The organism is Prauserella halophila, assembly GCF_024171895.1.
Classification (GTDB): Bacteria; Actinomycetota; Actinomycetes; order Mycobacteriales; family Pseudonocardiaceae; genus Prauserella; species Prauserella halophila.
The window spans coordinates 223,177-239,730 of the sequence record NZ_JAMTCQ010000009.1 but is presented as its reverse complement, the minus strand read 5'-3'; the positions used below and the strand labels follow the sequence as shown (position 1 = coordinate 239,730).

Annotated in this window: 12 protein-coding genes and 2 pseudogenes; 8 read left to right on the top strand and 6 right to left on the bottom strand. The window is 71.4% G+C overall.

The features are described from left to right. Positions 1–74: 74 nt before the first annotated feature. Both LY41_RS07280 and LY41_RS07275 read left to right on the top strand, forming a co-directional pair. The gene (locus LY41_RS07280; RefSeq protein ID WP_253863105.1) at positions 75–1,019 is read left to right on the top strand and encodes an EamA family transporter; all 945 of its coding nucleotides are present in this window, start codon (positions 75–77) and stop codon (positions 1,017–1,019) included. Positions 1,020–1,021: 2 nt separating this feature from the next. Next, positions 1,022–1,903 (top strand): SDR family oxidoreductase, encoded by an 882-nt coding sequence (locus tag LY41_RS07275; RefSeq protein ID WP_253863104.1) that lies wholly within the window; start codon positions 1,022–1,024, stop codon positions 1,901–1,903. Here LY41_RS07275 and LY41_RS07270 read toward each other — a convergent pair. Further along, positions 1,900–4,284, bottom strand: coding sequence for a xanthine dehydrogenase family protein molybdopterin-binding subunit (locus tag LY41_RS07270; protein ID WP_253863103.1), 2,385 nt, complete (start codon positions 4,282–4,284; stop codon positions 1,900–1,902). The two genes, LY41_RS07275 and LY41_RS07270, sit on opposite strands and share 4 nt — an antisense overlap. Before the next feature lie 192 nt (positions 4,285–4,476). Next, a complete protein-coding gene (gene groL / locus LY41_RS07265) occupies positions 4,477–6,114 on the bottom strand; it encodes a chaperonin GroEL (protein WP_253863102.1) in 1,638 nt (545 codons plus the stop codon). Between the two features lie 243 nt (positions 6,115–6,357). Between groL and LY41_RS07260 the strand changes: the two genes are divergently transcribed. After that, positions 6,358–7,344 (top strand): NAD-dependent epimerase/dehydratase family protein, encoded by a 987-nt coding sequence (locus LY41_RS07260; RefSeq protein ID WP_253863101.1) that lies wholly within the window; start codon positions 6,358–6,360, stop codon positions 7,342–7,344. 712 nt (positions 7,345–8,056) lie between these two features. After that, positions 8,057–8,122, top strand: a pseudogene (locus LY41_RS24030) (hypothetical protein); the annotation flags it as partial. A 36-nt stretch (positions 8,123–8,158) separates the two neighbouring features. Here LY41_RS24030 and LY41_RS24025 read toward each other — a convergent pair. From LY41_RS24025 to LY41_RS07240, 4 genes and pseudogenes are all read right to left on the bottom strand, one after another. Then, positions 8,159–9,484: pseudogene (locus LY41_RS24025) on the bottom strand (serine/threonine-protein kinase); the annotation flags it as partial. Positions 9,485–9,633: 149 nt separating this feature from the next. After that, a complete protein-coding gene (locus LY41_RS07250; protein ID WP_253856698.1) occupies positions 9,634–9,840 on the bottom strand; it encodes a cold-shock protein in 207 nt (68 codons plus the stop codon). A 246-nt stretch (positions 9,841–10,086) separates the two neighbouring features. After that, positions 10,087–10,680 carry an AIM24 family protein gene (locus tag LY41_RS07245; protein ID WP_253863100.1) on the bottom strand — a complete coding sequence of 198 codons (594 nt, stop codon included), beginning with the start codon at positions 10,678–10,680 and terminating at the stop codon, positions 10,087–10,089. A 4-nt stretch (positions 10,681–10,684) separates the two neighbouring features. After that, positions 10,685–10,849 carry a hypothetical protein gene (locus LY41_RS07240; protein WP_253863099.1) on the bottom strand — a complete coding sequence of 55 codons (165 nt, stop codon included), beginning with the start codon at positions 10,847–10,849 and terminating at the stop codon, positions 10,685–10,687. 84 nt (positions 10,850–10,933) lie between these two features. On the opposite strand from LY41_RS07240, the gene moeA reads away from it, so the two are divergent. The 4 genes from moeA to LY41_RS07220 all read left to right on the top strand — a co-directional run bounded on the left by moeA (position 10,934) and on the right by LY41_RS07220 (position 16,550). Next, positions 10,934–12,148 (top strand): molybdopterin molybdotransferase MoeA, encoded by a 1,215-nt coding sequence (moeA, locus tag LY41_RS07235; RefSeq protein WP_253863098.1) that lies wholly within the window; start codon positions 10,934–10,936, stop codon positions 12,146–12,148. 90 nt (positions 12,149–12,238) lie between these two features. After that, the gene (locus LY41_RS07230; protein WP_301296778.1) at positions 12,239–13,003 is read left to right on the top strand and encodes a phosphatidylserine decarboxylase; all 765 of its coding nucleotides are present in this window, start codon (positions 12,239–12,241) and stop codon (positions 13,001–13,003) included. A gap of 6 nt (positions 13,004–13,009) precedes the next feature. Further along, positions 13,010–14,011: a CDP-diacylglycerol--serine O-phosphatidyltransferase gene (gene pssA / locus LY41_RS07225; protein WP_253863097.1), complete on the top strand. Its 1,002-nt coding sequence runs from the start codon at positions 13,010–13,012 to the stop codon at positions 14,009–14,011. A gap of 274 nt (positions 14,012–14,285) precedes the next feature. Next, entirely contained in the window at positions 14,286–16,550 is a 2,265-nt protein-coding gene (locus tag LY41_RS07220; protein WP_372493216.1) for an AAA family ATPase, read from the top strand. Positions 16,551–16,554: the final 4 nt, after the last annotated feature.

The window sequence follows — 16,554 nt, the reverse complement described above, 5'->3', positions numbered from 1 at the left end:
CGAAGTATTTGACACTGAAAGTAACACATGCCTACTCTCGCGATCGTTAAATAGTTCAACGTTGAGGAGTTGGCATGGTGGAGGCACCGGCAAGACCGGGACCGGCCACGGCAACGGGTCCCACCGGCACGGCGGGACTGACCGCACTCGCGGCGCTGGCACCCGTCAGCTGGGGTACGACCTACCTGGTCACCACGGAATTCCTGCCGCCGGGCCACCCGCTCACCTCCGGCGTCCTCCGTGCACTGCCCGCGGGCCTGATCCTGCTGGCGCTGACCCGGAACCTGCCCCGCGGCACGTGGCTGTGGCGCTCGGCGCTGCTGGGAACGCTGAACATCGGCGCCTGGTTCGCGCTGCTCTTCGTCGCCGCGTACCGGCTCCCCGGCGGCGTCGCGGCCACGCTCAACGCCGTGCAACCGCTGTTCGTCGCAGGTCTGGCGCTGCTGCTGCTCGGCGAGAAACCCACCCGCTGGCGGCTCGCCTGGGGTGTCGCGGGCGTGGTGGGCGTCGGGCTGATCGTGTTGCGTGGCGAGTTCGCGTTCGATCCACTCGGCATCGCCGCCGGCATCGCGGGTGCCGGAGTCATGGCCTCGGGCGTCGTGCTCACCAAACGCTGGGGCAGACCCGACGGAGTCGGCGCGGCCACCCTCGCCGGGTGGCAGCTCACCGCGGGCGGGCTCGTCCTGGTGCCCTTCGCGCTCGCCTTCGAGGGGATGCCGTCCGGGATCGACCTTCCCGCCGTCGGCGGCTACGCGTGGCTGTCCCTCGTGGGAACCATGCTCGCCTACCTGGTGTGGTTCCACGGCATCGGCGCACTTCCCGTCACCGCCGTGTCCTTCCTCGGTCTTCTCTCGCCCGCGGTCGCCACCGGCCTCGGCTGGTTCTTCTCCGGCGAGACGCTCACCGCATGGCAGGGCGTCGGCTTTCTCGTCGCGCTCACCGCGATCGGTGCCGCACAGCTCACCCCCGACACCGCACGCAAGCTCATCCGCCTTCCCGGCCCGGCACAAGGAGAATGACCATGTCCCGCACCGTCCTGCTCACCGGCGCGACCGGAACCGTGTCGGGCGCGCTGCTCGACGTCCTCGCCGACTCCGACCGGAACGTACGGGCACTCGTCCGTACCGGGGCCGCGGCGGACTCGATCGCCGCCCGCGGTGCCGAGCCCGTCACCGGTGACCTCGACGACCCCGGCTCACTGGCTCCGGCATTCGAGGGGGTGCAGGACGTCTGGGTGCTCACGCCGAACGGTCCCCGTGCACCGGAGAACAACACGAACATCATGTGGGCCGCCAGGCAGGCGGGCGCGGAACGCGTCGTCCGGCTGTCCGTCGTCGGCGCCGCCCACGACGCGCCGAATCGCAGCGGCAGGCTCCACGCGCTCTCCGACAGGGAGACCGAACAGAGCGATCTGCGGTGGACGATCCTGCGCCCGCACTGGTTCATGCAGAACCTGTTGAACGAGGCGGCCGAGGTCGCCGCGAACGGCACGTTCTCGCTGAACATGGCCGCAGGCCGGATCGGCATGATCGACGCACGCGACATCGCCGCATGCGCGGCCCGCGTCCTGCTCGACGACCCGGACCGCCACCACGGGATGACCTACACGCTCACCGGACCGCGGTCACTGGGCTTCGACGACGTGGCCGAGCAGCTCGGCGAGGTCCTCGGGACCCCGGTGCGCTACCTCGCCGTCACCGACGAGACCAAGCGCACGGCACTGCGGGACCACGGTGTGCCGGAATGGCTCATCGGCATGCTCGAGGACTACGCCCGCGCGTTCGCCGGTGGCTGGGGCGACGTCACCACCGGCACCGTCGGCCGGCTCCTCGGCCGCGCACCACGGGACGTCGCCGAGTTCGCCCGGGACCACGCCGACGCGTTCAGATCCTGGATGACCTAGACGGCCGCCTCGTCGGCATGCGGGTCGGGACCGCTGTCGCGGACCGGCAACGCGGCGAACGCCGCAGGCGGATCGCGCCACGGATCGACGGGTGTGCCCGCCTGTGCCGCGCGGATCGCCTGCCACGTCCGCTGCGGTGTGAGCGGCATGTCGATGTGCCGCACACCGAGGTGCTTCACGGCGTCGACCACGGCGTTCTGCACGGCCGGGGTCGACCCGATCGTCGCCGATTCGCCGATGCCCTTGGCGCCCAGCGGGTTCAGCGGCGATTCGGTCTCGGTGTTCGACACCTCGAGCGTCGGCACCTCGACGGCCGACGGCACGAGGTAGTCGGCGAGCGTGCCGGTGGACGGATTGCCGTCCTCGTCGTAGGTGAAGTGCTCCCACAGCGCCTGCGAGATGCCCTGCACCGCGCCGCCGTGCTGCTGGCCGCGCACGAGCAGCGGGTTCAGCACGCGCCCGCAGTCGTCGACGGCGACGTGCCGCCTCGGCGTGACCATGCCGGTCTCCGTGTCGACCTCGACCACCGACACGTGCGCACCGAACGGGAACGTCGCACCGCCCGGCGTGAAATCCGTGTCGGCGGCGAGCCGGGTTCCGTTCTCCGCCGCATAGGCGGCGAGTTCCGCCCAGTCGACCTTCGCGTTCGGCACGCCGAGCACGCCGAGACCGCCTTCCCCGGTGACCTCGATGTCCTCGACGGCCGCCTCGAGCTTCGTCGCGGCCAGCTCCTTGGCCTTCGCCACCAGCAGTTCACCGGCCTCCCGCACCGCGCTGCCACCGACCTGCAACGACCGCGACCCACCGGTACCACCACCTCGCGGGACCTGCGCCGTGTCGGACTGGACGAAGTCGATCCGCTCCAGCGGGATACCGAGCGCGTTCGAGGCGAGCATGGAGAACGACGTCGGATGACCCTGGCCGTGCCCGGACGTGCCGACCCTGATCGTCGCGCGCCCGTCGTCGCTCACCTCGACTTCGGCGAACTCCCCGCCGCCACCGCCGCCGGTGATCTCGACGTAGGTGCTCACGCCGACGCCGAGCAGCGTCGTCTCACCCGCCTCGATGCGCCGCTGCTGTTCCTTGCGCAGTTCGTCGTAATCGGCGACCCGCAGCGCCTCGCGCAACGGCAGGTCGTAATCGCCCGAGTCGTACTGCGCCCCGACGAGCGTCCGGTACGGGAACTGCTCCGGCTGCAGGAAGTTCTTCCGCCGCAGTTCGACCGGGTCCGTACCCAGCTCGGCGGCGGCGACGTCGATGATCCGCTCCAGCATGGCCGCCGCCTCGGGCCTGCCCGCGCCGCGGAACGCACCGGTCGGCGTCGTGTTCGTCAGCGCGGCGATCCCACCGAAACTGATCTTCGGAATCCGGTAAACGCCCTGCGACATGACGCGCGTCGGACCGAGCGCGAACCCGCCGCCGAAGCCCGCGTAGGCGCCGCAGTCGCCGAGGACGTTGCAGTGCAGTCCGGTGATCGTGCCGTCCGACTTCAGCCCCAGTTCGGCGTACTGGACCTGTGCCCGGCTCTGCGGCATCGACTGCATGTTCTCCGAGCGGGTCTCCACCCACTTCACCGGCCGACCGAGCCGCCCGGCCGCCGCGATCACCACCTGGTGCTCGGCCGACATGCCGAACTTGCCGCCGAACGCACCGCCGACATGCGGAGTCACCAGGTGGACTCGTTCGGCCGCCACGCCGAGCTGCTTGGCCGCGACCTGCCAGAGCAGGTGCGGGCCCTGGGTCGACACGTGGATCGTCAGGTCGTAATCGCCGCCGAGATACCCGCCGCCCGGTTCGACGGCGATGGCGTTGCCCTCCAACGGCACCACGGCCACGCGCTGGTTCTCGATCCGCGCGCGCACCACCACGTCGGCGTCCGCGAGCACCTCCGCGCCGGCCTCGTCGCGTTCGCCGGCCGCGATGTTCGACCCGAGCTCCGGGAACTGCAACGGCGCGTCGTCGGCGAGCGCCTCCTCCGGATCGGCGACCACAGGCAGCGGCTCGTAGTCGACGTCGACCAGTTCCGCCGCGTCCGCCGCGGCCGCACGGGTCTCCGCCACGACGGCGGCGACCGCGTCACCGACGAACCGCACCCGGTCTGCTGCCAACGGTGTGCGCACGCAGTCGCTGTTGACGACCATCAGCTGGCGCACCGGCGGAAGATCGAGGTCCGCGGCCGTGTAGACGGCCAGCACGCCGTCGGCCTGCTCGGCTTCGGTCTTGTCGATGCTCGTGATCTCGGCGTGGGCCAGGGGCGAGCGAACGAAGGCGACGTGCGCGACGTCCGGGATCGGCAGGTTGTCGACGTAGGTGGCTTCTCCGCGCAGCAGTTCGGGGTCCTCGACCCGCCGCACCTCGGTTCCGAGCACAGATCCAGGCATGTGGCCGACACTAGTCCGTGGCGTTGATCATGCCTAGGGATGACGGGCCCCTCTGCGGCCGTCTCGCCCGGACGATGAATCCCGTACGCAATGCAGGACACGCGTGCCTGAGTGCAGAACACGCGGGGCCCGCATAGAGCGAGCCCCGGGGCACTGGGTGCTCCCGGGGCTCGCTACGGCTTCAGGCCTGACTCACATCATGCCTTCCATGCCGCCCATGCCGCCCGTCGGGTCGGCAGCGGCGCCTCCGCCGTTCTTCTCCGGCTTGTCCGCGACCACGGCCTCCGTGGTCAGGAACAGGCCGGCGATCGAAGCGGCGTTCTGCAGCGCGGAACGGGTGACCTTCGCCGGGTCGAGAACGCCGGCGCCGATCAGGTCCTCGTAGTCGCCCGTGGCGGCGTTGAGGCCCTGGCCCTGCGGCAGGCCCTTGACCCTCTCCACCACGACGCCGCCCTCGAGACCGCTGTTGACGGCGATCTGCTTGAGCGGGCCCTCGACGGCGACCTTCACGATGTTCGCGCCGGTCGCCTCGTCGCCCGAGAGCTGGAGGCCGTCGAACGCAACGTTGGACGCCTGCAGCAGGGCGACGCCACCGCCGGCGACGATGCCCTCCTCGACAGCGGCCTTGGCGTTGCGCACCGCATCCTCGATGCGGTGCTTGCGCTCCTTGAGCTCGACCTCGGTCGCGGCGCCGGCCTTGATGACGGCAACGCCGCCTGCCAGCTTCGCCAGCCGCTCCTGCAGCTTCTCGCGGTCGTAGTCGGAGTCGCTGTTCTCGATCTCGGCGCGGATCTGGTTGACCCGGCCCTGGATCTGCTCCGCGTCGCCGACGCCGTCGACGATCGTGGTCTCGTCCTTGGTGACGACGACCTTGCGGGCCTGGCCCAGCAGCGAGATGTCGGCGTTCTCGAGCGTGAGGCCGACGTCCTCGCTGACGACCTGACCGCCGGTGAGGACGGCCATGTCCTGCAGCATCGCCTTGCGGCGGTCACCGAAGCCCGGGGCCTTGACGGCGACGGACTTGAAGGTGCCGCGGATCTTGTTGACGACCAGCGTGGCCAGAGCCTCGCCCTCGACGTCCTCGGCGATGATCAGCAGCGGCTTGTTGGTCTGCATGACCTTCTCGAGCAGCTGGACCATGTCCTTGATGTTCGAGATCTTCGACCCGAACAGCAGGATGTACGGGTCCTCGAGCACGGCCTCCTGACGCTCGGCGTCGGTGACCATGTAGCCCGAGACGTAGCCCTTGTCGAAGCGCATGCCCTCGGTGAGCTCGAGCTCGAGGCCGAAGGTGTTGGACTCCTCGACGGTGACGACGCCTTCCTTGCCGACCTTGTCGAGCGACTCGGCGATCAGCTCACCGATCGTGCGGTCCGCTGCCGAGATCGAGGCCGTGGCAGCGATCTGCTCCTTGGTCTCGACCTCCTGAGCGGCCTTGTGCAGCTGCTCGGTGACGGCCTCGACGGCCTGCTCGATGCCCCGCTTGAGGGCGATCGGGTCGGCGCCGGCGGCGACGTTGCGCAGGCCCTCCTTCACGAGGGACTGGGCCAGCACGGTGGCGGTCGTGGTGCCGTCACCTGCGACGTCGTCGGTCTTCTTCGCAACTTCCTTGACGAGTTCGGCCCCGATCTTCTCCCACGGGTCCTCGAGCTCGATCTCCTTCGCGATCGAGACACCGTCATTGGTGATCGTCGGCGCGCCCCACTTCTTTTCGAGCACGACGTTGCGGCCACGCGGGCCGAGAGTCACCTTGACGGCCTCCGCGAGGGTGTTGAGCCCGCGCTCGAGTCCGCGGCGGGCGTCCTCGTCGAACGCAATCAGTTTGGCCATTGGGGTGTGGTCCTCCGGTAATCGGACACGTCACAGGCCAGGCTCGGTGCCCGCGACGGACGACCAGACCGGGATCTCCCGGACGTGGCCTCACCGTCCCGACCTTCAGGCACCGGTCGGCGACCGGTTACCTAGCACTCGACGGTGCCGAGTGCCAATCTCGTGTTTAGCACTCTCCGGGTGAGAGTGCAAGAAAGGGGGCCCCACGAAACGAATTGACACGGTCGTACCAGAATCGTTTGGATGGCGGACATGGAGCGATACCTGGTCACCGGCAGCGCGGGCCACCTCGGCGAAGCCGTCGTGCGTACGCTGCGCGAACGCGGCCACGACGTCGTCGGCCTCGACATCCTCGACTCGCCCTTCACGACCGTCACCGGCTCGATCACCGACCGCGACGTCGTGCGGCGCGCCCTCACCGGGGTCACCCACGTCCTGCACACCGCGACCCTGCACAAACCGCACGTGGGTTCGCACACGCGGCAGGATTTCGTCGAGGTCAACGTCACCGGCACCCTGACGATCCTCGAGGAAGCAGCCGCCGCCGGTGTCCGGAGCGTGATCTTCACCAGCAGCACGAGCGCCTTCGGCCGCGCCCTCACCCCCGCACCCGGCGAACCCGCGGTGTGGATCACCGAGGACGTCCGCCCCGTGGTGCGCAACGTCTACGGCGCCACGAAGATCGCCGCCGAGGACCTGTGCGAACTGCTCGCCCGCGAGGCGCAGCTGCCCGTGGTCGTCCTGCGCACCTCGCGATTCTTCCCCGAGGGCGACGACCGGGACGACGTCCGCAGCGCCTTCGACGACACGAACCTCAAGGTCAACGAGTACGCCTACCGCCGCGTCGACCTCGAGGACGTCGTCGATGCCCACCTGCTCGCCGCCCACCGCGCACCGGAGCTCGGGTTCGACCGGTTCATCATCAGCGCCACGACGCCGTTCACCCGCGACGACGCCGCCGAACTCGCCACCGACGCACCAGCCGCGTTCGCCCGCGTGCTGCCGGACCTGGCCACCCGGTACGAGCAGTGGGGGTGGCGCATGCTGCCCGCACTCGACCGCGTCTACTCCAACGAACGCGCACGCACCACGCTCGGCTGGCGGCCTCGCCACGACATCCGGACCGCCGTCGAGCTGGCCGGCACCACCGGTACGGCGCGCAGCCCGCTGGCCGACGTGGTCGGAGCGAAGGGCTACCACGCGAACCCGACCGGCGTGTACACGACCTGAACCCGGACGCCGCCGAACCCTCCTCGATCCGGCCGGGGCTCGCCCCCGGACCTCGGACCGGCCGCAGACGGTTCGAGGTCCTGCTGCACGCTCAGTTCTCCGGCTGCACCGGAATCGACTTCGGCGGCGCCTGCCTTGCCGAGGACTCCGCCGTGGGCGCGGTCTGCGAACCACCGGGTCCGACCGGGATCTCGGGCACCGAACTCGAGGTGCCGGGTTCGCCGCCCGGATCACCGCCGCCTTCGCTGTCCTCGTCCCCACCGGTCAGCAGCAGGACGGCCACGACGGCACCGGCAACCACGACGACGACCAGGCCTGCCCAGAGCCACCACTTGCCGCCGCTCTTCCCGCCGCCGGAATCACCGGGGCCGCCGGGGCCGCCAGGGCCGCCAGGGCCGCCGGGTCCCGGGGGTCCCGGCGGACCCGGCGGCCCACCGGACGGCGGAAAACCTCCGGGAGGCGGCCCGCCACCCGGCATGCCGGGTGGCGGCGGACCAGGTGGCGGCGGACCAGGAGGTGGCATACCCGGGGGCGGCGTGCCAGGGGGCGGAACGCCCTGCGGCGGCCTTCCCAGTCCGGGAGGCGGAGTCTGCGCGGGGTTGCCCGGGGGTGGCGTGCCGTACGGCGGCTGTCCCGGACCACCCGGCCCCGGACCACCCGGCGTCTGCCCGCCGGGACCGGGTGCACCCGGCTGTCCCGGTCCCGGCTGACCGTGGCTCGGCTGTCCCGGACCCGGCTGGCCGTGGCCCGCCTGCCCCGGACCCGGTTGACCAGGGCCCGGTTGACCAGGGCCCGGTTGACCGGAAGCCTGCTGGCCAGGACCGACCTGACCGGGGCCGCCGGGACCCTGCCCCGGGCCTCCGGTTCCCGGCCCGCCTCCCTGCGGTCCGTACGGACCGGGTTGTCCCGGCTGCTGAGAATGCACCAGGCCTCCCTCTTCGTGTCCCGGCGCGGGTGCTTGCCGTGGCGCCGGTTCCTGTCGCGGCGCCGGTTCTTGCCCCGGCGCCGTGTTTCCGATCGCGCCGTGTCCGGCCGCGCCGTGCCTGGTGTTGGAGTGCCGGGTGTCGCCGTGCCGGACATCGCTGCGTTCCGTTCCGGACGGCGGGGTCGCCGCCTGCCCGGCGGTGACCTGCTCGGTGATCGGCGTCGCCGCCGACCCGGCCGCACCGGCGGGAACACCACCGGCCGCAGCTCCACCCGCCACGGCACCACCAGCCAGGGCGCCGCCTGCCGCAACCCCGCCCGCCACGGAGCCACCCAGAGCTGAGCCGTCGCCCGCGTGCCCGGCGGCGGTCAGTGCCTCGCCGGCAGCGGCGATCAGCTCGACACAGCCGGCATAACGCTCGCCCGGCCGCTTCGCCATGCCCGTGCGGATGACGTCGTCGATACCGCTGCCCAGACCCGGCACGGCGCGCGAGAGCGACGGCGGCTCACGGTTGAGGTGGCCCGCGATGACGGTTTGCACGTCGCCGGTGAACGGCGGCCTGCCTGCCAGGCAGGAGTACAGCATGCAGGCGAGCGCGTACTGGTCGGTGCGGCCGTCGAGCGGTTCGCCGCGCAGGTGCTCGGGAGCCGCGTAGGTGGGCGAGCCGAGGAAGTCGCCGCCGCGCGAGCAGCGGGTGGCGGCACCGCGTTCGGTGAGGCCGAAGTCGGCGAGGTAGGCGTGTTCGACCGTCCCGCGCGCCCGCTCGCGACTCGTGACGAGCACGTTGGCCGGCTTGACGTCGAGGTGCACCATCCCGTCGCGGTGCAGCGTGTCGAGGGCGTCGGCGACCTGGTCGAGCAGCACGACCACGCGCGCCGGATCCATGGGGTCGTCACCGCCGAGGCCGGCCAGGTCGGCGCCGTCGACGTAGCGCATGGCGATGTAGAGCAGTCCGTCGAGTTCGCCGAAGTCGTACAGCGGAACGATGTTGGCGTGGTCGACGGCCGAGGTGTTGCGGGCCTCGTCGACGAACCGATCGCGAAACTCCGGATCGGCGCCTGCGCGCTCGCCGACGATCTTCAGCGCGACCCTGCGGCCGAGGCGCACGTCGGTGGCCTCGTAGAGCACGCTCATGCCGCCGCGGCCGAGCACACCGTCGATGCGGTAATTGCCCAGCTGCCGACCGGTGAGGTCCCCCGACACATCGCCTGACACAGCGCGCAGCCTAGCGGTCGGACCGCTGGCCGGACGCGAAGTGTCGGAAAGCTCCGGCCACCGGTCACCCGCGAACGGACACCCGGGAACCGGGAGCGGACCGTCGTGCGACGCGCCGGGGGAACCCCGATCGAGAAGAAACCCGAGAGTTACGAGACCTTCTTGACGTCGGCAGCCTGACTGCGGCCGTCCCGCCCCGCGGCGATCTCGAACTCCACTCGGTCACCCTCGTCGAGGGTGCGGAATCCTTCTGCCTGAATCGCGGAGTAATGCACGAAAACGTCGGGCCCCTCCGGGGACTCGATGAAGCCGTAGCCCTTTTCCGCGTTGAACCATTTGACCGTGCCGACTGCCACGGTGTCCTCCTTGTAGCAAACCGAAAAATGCTTCAAGCACAGCCTGTCTGCGCTCCAAGCGTCGATCACGCTACCGGAATCACACAGCTCGGCAATGGTCAATTTGCGGTAACGGGCTCACCGGCCTCTCGCCACCCGATGTGCGCACTGAGTGACATTCGAGGAAATTTCGGTCACCCACACAGCCCACAACGGTCGTCGAGAGTCCGAGAAGATGTTCGGCGCGGTGCGTGGAAACCCGAAAAATCAGCGCCTGGCCTGGACCAGAACCGTCCCGGGGCCGGCGAAATCGAGCGCCAGCCCCTGCCCACTGCGCACGGACTGTGTCCCCGCCGGATCGAGCGCCCGCAGCCGGACCTGGATCGTGTCCGGATATGCGACGAGGAACGCGGGCCGCACCGTGATCATCTCGCCTGCGTCGACGTTGAGCAGGTCCACCGGGCCGGCCGCGCTCAGTACGAGCGAACCGGCACCGCTGTAGTGCTCGAGGAACCCGTGGTCACCGCCGAACAGATGCTGCAACGCAGGCCACGTCTCGTCACGGCGCACCGACGCGGGCCGCGCCAGCACCCGCCGCTCCGGCATCGTCGAGACGCACCAGCCACTGCGCCCGTCGAATCCGAGCGGGTAGACGTCGCCGGGCTTTTCGGGGGCCAGGTCGACCCAGCCGCCGCCCGCGGGCGCCGTCAGCACCGCCGGCTCGCCGCGCGCGGGCCGGGACACCGAGACGCCGAAGCTGCTCGCCATGATCGCCTTCTCCGGCGCTTGCACGGCCTCACCGTCGGCGAGCACGATCCGGGCGACCCCGAACGTCGGCGTGTGCCGGGTATGGACCTCCATGCCGTTACCGCCCCGGCGACTGCTGCCGGACCCACAGCGCCGGCGCCGACGGGGTGTGCGTCTGGGTCATGATCTGCCCGGGGCCCGCGAAGTCGAACACGGGCTCGCCCGGGGCGAGCATGACGCGCCCGACGGCGAACGACGGCTGGTGCCGCAGCTGTACCTGCATGGAACCTCCCCGGTGTGACACGGGCCCGCCTCCCTGTGGGCTCCGAGCGGGGAGAGTCTGACACAGCCGCCGTCGGCGGGGAGGATGACCGGTGTGATCTCCGTCGACGAACATCGCGCACAGGTGACCGAGTTGCTGGGCAGGCGGCCCGCCGTGAGCAGGCCCGTCGCCGAGTGCGCCGGACTGGTACTGGCCGAAGACGTCACGGCTGCGGTGTCGCTGCCGCCGTTCGACAACTCCGCAATGGACGGCTACGCGGTGCGCTCTGCCGACGTCGCGGGTGCGAGCGAGCACGCGCCGGTCGAGCTGTCCGTCGGGGCCGACATCCCCGCGGGCCGCGTCGACGTGCCCGCGCTGCCGCCCGGCACGGCCCACCGGATCATGACCGGAGCGCCGATGCCCGAGGGTGCCGACGCCGTGGTGATGGTCGAACGCACCGACGGCGGCACCACGCGCGTGCGGATCCACGCCGAGTCGGCGCCGGGCACGCACGTGCGCCGCACCGGTGAGGACGTCACCTCGGGCACGGTCGCGCTCGAGGCGGGCACCGAGTGCGGACCCGCCCAGCTGGGCCTGGCCTCGGCGGTCGGCAGGGACACGCTCGCCGTGTACGTGCCGCCACGAGTACTCGTCGTGTCGACGGGCACCGAACTGGTGCTGCCCCCGGAGCCGCTGGTCCACGGCCAGATCTACGAGTCCAACAGCGTCATGCTCGGTGCCGCACTGCGGGCGCTGGGGTGCGAGGTGACCACGGTGCGCAGCGTCGCCGACGACGTCGACAGCTTCCGCGCCGCCATCGAGCCCCGGCTCGCCGACATCGACCTCGTCGTCACCTCGGGCGGCGTCAGCGCGGGCGCCTACGAGGTCGTCAAGGACACCCTCACCGGAGCGGGCGTGACGTTCACGAAGGTCGCCATGCAGCCGGGCGGCCCCCAGGGCTGCGGCACCTGGGACGGGGTTCCCGTCGTCACGCTCCCCGGTAACCCGGTCAGCGTGCTCGTCTCGTTCGAGGCGTTCCTGCGTCCCGCGATCCTGTCCTCACTCGGCCACGCCGACCCGGACCGCACCCACGTGCGCGCACGGCTGCTCGAAACGCTGACGTCCCCGCAGGGCAAGCGCCAGTTCCGGCGCGGCTTCTACTCGCACCCCGAGGGCGCGGTGACCGGCGTGGTCGGCCCGCGCGGCGGCCCTGCCTCGCACCTGCTCGCCGCGCTGTCGCAGGCCAACTGCCTGATCGTGCTCGACGAGGACACCACCGAAGCGGCAGCGGACTCCGAGGTGGAGGTCCTGCTCCTGTAACGGACGTGAGGCGGCGATCGGGGCGTTGCCCGCGCGGAGTAGCGTGGTCGCGTTCGAGGTTCACCTACGCGAACGGAACAGACGGCACAAATGGCTTCCGACGGCACACCGGCGTCCACGGCTTCCGAGGATCCCCGGGCTTCCACGACCTCCCGGGCTGCTGGAGCCCTCGGCCACGCCGCGGCGATCACCAGGGAAACGCTGCCGCCGATGCACCCGGCCGGCAGACCGTTCGTGCTCGGTGGCCTCGCCGCGACACTGGCACTGCGGAAGGTGTCGCCGAGCCTCGGACTGGTCGCAGGCCTGGGCACGCTCGCCACGGCGGCGTTCTTCCGGGAGCCGCACCGGGTGCCGCCGCTGCGCCAGGATCTCGTCGTCGCCGCCGCGGACGGCACCGTATCGGCGGTTTCGGACGCCGTGCCGCCCGCCGAACTCGGCCTGCCGGACGAGCCACTCACGCGCGTGAGTGTGTTCCTGTCGATGCTCGACGTCCACGTACAGCGCATGCCCGTGAGCGGCACCGTGACACGCGCCGCCTACCGGCCGGGCACGTTCCTGTCCGCCGACCTCGACAAGGCCAGCGACGACAACGAGCGCAACTCGCTGCTACTGCGCAGCGATGCCGGCCACGACGTCGTCGTCACGCAGATCGCCGGGCTGGTCGCGCGCCGCATCGTCTGCCAGGTCGCCGAGGGCGAACGGCACGCAGCCGGAACGACCTACGGGCTGATCCGCTTCGGTTCCCGCGTCGACACCTATTTGCCGCCGGGCAGCCGCGTCCTCGTCCGCGAGGGACAGCGCACCGTCGGCGGCGAGACCGCCATCGCCGAAACCGCACCCGTTGCGAGGGACTGACCCGTGATGTCCCGGACGACTCCCGGCGTCCGGCTGCTGCCGAACGCCATCACCGTGCTCGCACTGTGCGCGGGCCTTTCCGCCGTGCAGTTCGCCCTGACCGGTGCCTACGTGCTGTCCATCGGCGCCATCGGCGTCGCGGCCATTCTCGACAGCCTCGACGGGCGCATCGCCCGCCTGCTCGACGCGTCGTCGAAGATGGGCGCCGAACTCGACTCGCTGTCCGACGCGATCTCGTTCGGTGTCGCCCCTGCCCTGGTGCTGTACGTGTGGCTGCCGGGCGACGACCGATTCGGCTGGGTCGTCGCGCTGATCTTCGCGGTGTGCATGGTGCTGCGCCTGGCACGCTTCAACACCCTGCTCGACGAGGAACAGCCGCCGTTCGCGAGCGAGTTCTTCGTCGGCGTGCCCGCTCCGGCGGGCGGGCTGACGGCGCTGCTGCCCGTGATCGTGACGCTCGAGTTCGGTACCGGCTGGTGGTCCTCGCCGCCCGTGGTCTGGGTGTGGACCGTTGCCACGGCCGTACTGCTGATCAGCCGCATCCCCACGCTGTCGCTGAAGAAACTGCGCGCACCGGCGAAGGCGGTCGCACCGCTGCTGGTGGGTGTCGGACTGCTCGCAGCTGCGGTCATCCAGTACCCGCTGATCGCGCTCGCGGCCGCGCTGGTGCTGTACCTGGCACACATCCCGTACGCGGTGCGGCGCTACCACTGGCTCGCCGCGCACCCCGAGGCATGGGACGTGCCGGGGCGCGAACGCCGTGCGATGCGCCGGGGCCTGCGCGGCCAGCGGCGGCTCGGGTTGCGCAAACCGCGGCTGCGCCGGGTCGCCGGGGCGGCGCGCCGAGCCGTTCAGCGCGGCGACGGCGGAAACTCCGACGGTGCCGGTGCCGGTGCCGGCACTGCCACGTCGCACGTGTCGCGGGTGTATCCGCCTGCGAACCCGACTCGGACGTCGTCCCGCAAACGCGGCTGGCGCCGCATCGGCCTCCGCCAACGCGAACGCTGATCCCGGCGTCGCCGGGACACCCCAATCGCGGGCACCCCGTCGCGAGCACCCAGTCGCGGACACGCCCGCCGCGGACACGCCCGTCACGCGAGGGGAAGATTCGGGGCGTTGAGCGCCCCAAAGGGCACCTTGGGGGCGTTGAGTGCCCCGAAGGTGCCCTTCGGGGCACTGGCACTGGCGCCGGCGCCGGCGGAGTTCGCGAGATCTGCGATCCTCGCCGCGCCGGATGCCCGCTGCCCCTAGAGTGGCGGCTGTGACGTCCTCGGCTCAGATCATGCTCACCGTCCGCCACACTCCGTCCGCGCTCGACTCCCGCCGCGGCGTCGTCCGCCTGCATCCCGAGGTGCTCGACGCTCTCGGCCTGCGGGCCTGGGACGCGGTGCGCCTCACCGGTGCACGCGCCAGCTCCGCCCTCGCCGCGCCTTCCCACGACGGCGTCCCCGGAGTCGTGCTGGCCGACGACGTCACGATGTCGAACCTCGGCGTCACGGAAGGCTCGGAGGTCGTCGTCGCGCCGTGCAATGCGACCGTCGCGCGAACCGTCACCGTGTCCGGATCCCGGCTCGCCACGATGTCGCTCACCGCCCCGACGCTGCGGCAAGCGCTTGCGGGCAAGGTGCTGACCGTCGGCGACGCCGTGTCGCTGCTCCCGCAGGACCTGTCCCCACCGCCCGGCACCGACGTCGCTGCCGTCCGCGGCACGCTGTCGCGCGCGATCGGCGCGACGTGGACGTCGGAACTGCTCACCGTCACCGCCACCGAACCGGCGACGGGCCCCGTCGTGGTCGGCCAGTCCACCGTCGTCCGGTGGCGCGGCGACGAGTCCACGCAGGCCGCCGACTCCGACACCGCCGCAGGCAGCACGGAGCAGTCGCAACCGGCACCGGCCACGTCCGCACCCGCAGCGGCCGAACCCGACGTCGCCGAGATCGCCGTCACCGAACCGTCCGACACCACCGGCACCGTGCCCGTGTCCGAACTCGCCGGACACTCCACCGCCGCCCGCACCCTCGCCGAGTGGTTCGACCTCGCCTTCCACCGGCCGGACCTGCTCGCCAAGCTCGGCACGTCGACGCGGCTCGGCGTGCTGCTCGCCGGACCGGAAGGTGTAGGCAAAGCCACGCTCGCACGGTCGGTCGCCCACTCCGAACAGGCCCGGATCGTGACACTGGCCGCGCCGACGCTCGCGGTCCTCGAACCCGACGCCGCGCTGAACCGGCTCGCCCAGGCCGTCGACACCGTCACATCCGGTGACGGTTCCGGCGTGCTGCTGCTCACCGACGTCGACGCGCTGCTGCCGGCCCAGCAGCAGCCGCCCGTCGCCACCGTGCTGCTCGACCGGGTTCGGAGCGCCCTTGCCGAGCCGGGATTCGCGCTCGTCGCCACGACGGCTCACCCCGAAGCCGTCGACTCCCGGCTCCTGGCGGCCGATCTGCTCGACCGCGAACTCACGCTCTCCCAACCCGACGCAGGCATCCGCACCGAACTGCTGCGGATCCTGTTCCGCGATGTCCCGGTGGAGTCCGAAGTGGATTTCGGGGCTGTCGCCGAACGGACGCCGGGGTTCGTGGCCGCCGACCTGCTCGCCCTGCGCCGTGACGCCGCCGTCCGCGCAGCCCTGCGCCAGCGAGACGACGACAGCGGTGGTTCCGGGCCCACGATCGCGCAGCAGGATCTGCTCGACGCGCTGTCGTCCGTCCGCCCGATCTCGATGTCCGAATCGGACACCCTCGCCACCGGCGGCCTCGCGCTCGGCGACGTCGGCGGCATGGAGGACATCAAGCAGTCGCTCAGCGAGGCCGTGCTGTGGCCGCTGCGCTACCCGGACTCGTTCGCACGGCTCGGCGTCGCACCGCCGCGCGGCGTGATGCTCTACGGCCCGCCCGGCAACGGCAAGACGTTCCTCGTGCGCGCGCTCGCGGGCGAAGGCGCGCTGAACGTCTTCGCCGTCAAGGGCGCCGAGCTGATGGACAAGTTCGTCGGCGAATCGGAGCGGGCCGTGCGGGAACTGTTCCATCGGGCCGCCGACGCCGCACCGTCGCTGATCTTCCTCGACGAGGTCGATGCGCTCGCTCCGCGCCGCGGGCAGGGAAGCGACTCCGGCGTCGCCGACCGCGTCGTCGCCGCGCTGTTGACCGAACTCGACGGCGTGGAACCGCTGCGGGACGTCGTCGTGCTCGGCGCCACGAACCGGCCCGAACTCGTCGACCCGGCGTTGCTGCGGCCCGGCAGGCTGGAACGCCAGATCTACGTGCCGCCGCCCACCTCCGGTGCCCGCGCAGACATCCTGCGCTCGACCGCCAGGAACACGCCGCTCGCCGACGACGTCGACCTCGACGAGCTGGCCGAATCGCTGGAACGCTACTCGGCGGCCGACTGCGCTGCGCTGATCCGCGAGGCCGCGCTGACGGCCATGCGTGAATCACTCGAGGCCACCGAGGTCACCGCGGCCCACCTGGACAAGGCCCGAACGGTCGTCCGGCCGTCGCTCGACCCGCAGCAGCTGGCCGATCTGGAGGAGTACGCGCGGCACCGGTGACCGG

Bases quoted from the DNA above. Each gene is read 5' to 3' on its own strand.
- LY41_RS07280 (WP_253863105.1), top strand. From the start codon at position 75: ATGGTGGAGGCACCGGCAAGACCGGGACCGGCCACGGCAACGGGTCCC.
- LY41_RS07275 (WP_253863104.1), top strand. From the start codon at position 1,022: ATGTCCCGCACCGTCCTGCTCACCGGCGCGACCGGAACCGTGTCGGGC.
- LY41_RS07270 (WP_253863103.1), bottom strand. From the start codon at position 4,284: ATGCCTGGATCTGTGCTCGGAACCGAGGTGCGGCGGGTCGAGGACCCC.
- groL (WP_253863102.1), bottom strand. From the start codon at position 6,114: ATGGCCAAACTGATTGCGTTCGACGAGGACGCCCGCCGCGGACTCGAG.
- LY41_RS07260 (WP_253863101.1), top strand. From the start codon at position 6,358: ATGGCGGACATGGAGCGATACCTGGTCACCGGCAGCGCGGGCCACCTC.
- LY41_RS07245 (WP_253863100.1), bottom strand. From the start codon at position 10,680: ATGGAGGTCCATACCCGGCACACGCCGACGTTCGGGGTCGCCCGGATC.
- LY41_RS07240 (WP_253863099.1), bottom strand. From the start codon at position 10,849: ATGCAGGTACAGCTGCGGCACCAGCCGTCGTTCGCCGTCGGGCGCGTC.
- moeA (WP_253863098.1), top strand. From the start codon at position 10,934: ATGACCGGTGTGATCTCCGTCGACGAACATCGCGCACAGGTGACCGAG.
- LY41_RS07230 (WP_301296778.1), top strand. From the start codon at position 12,239: ATGGCTTCCGACGGCACACCGGCGTCCACGGCTTCCGAGGATCCCCGG.
- pssA (WP_253863097.1), top strand. From the start codon at position 13,010: ATGTCCCGGACGACTCCCGGCGTCCGGCTGCTGCCGAACGCCATCACC.
- LY41_RS07220 (WP_372493216.1), top strand. From the start codon at position 14,286: ATGCTCACCGTCCGCCACACTCCGTCCGCGCTCGACTCCCGCCGCGGC.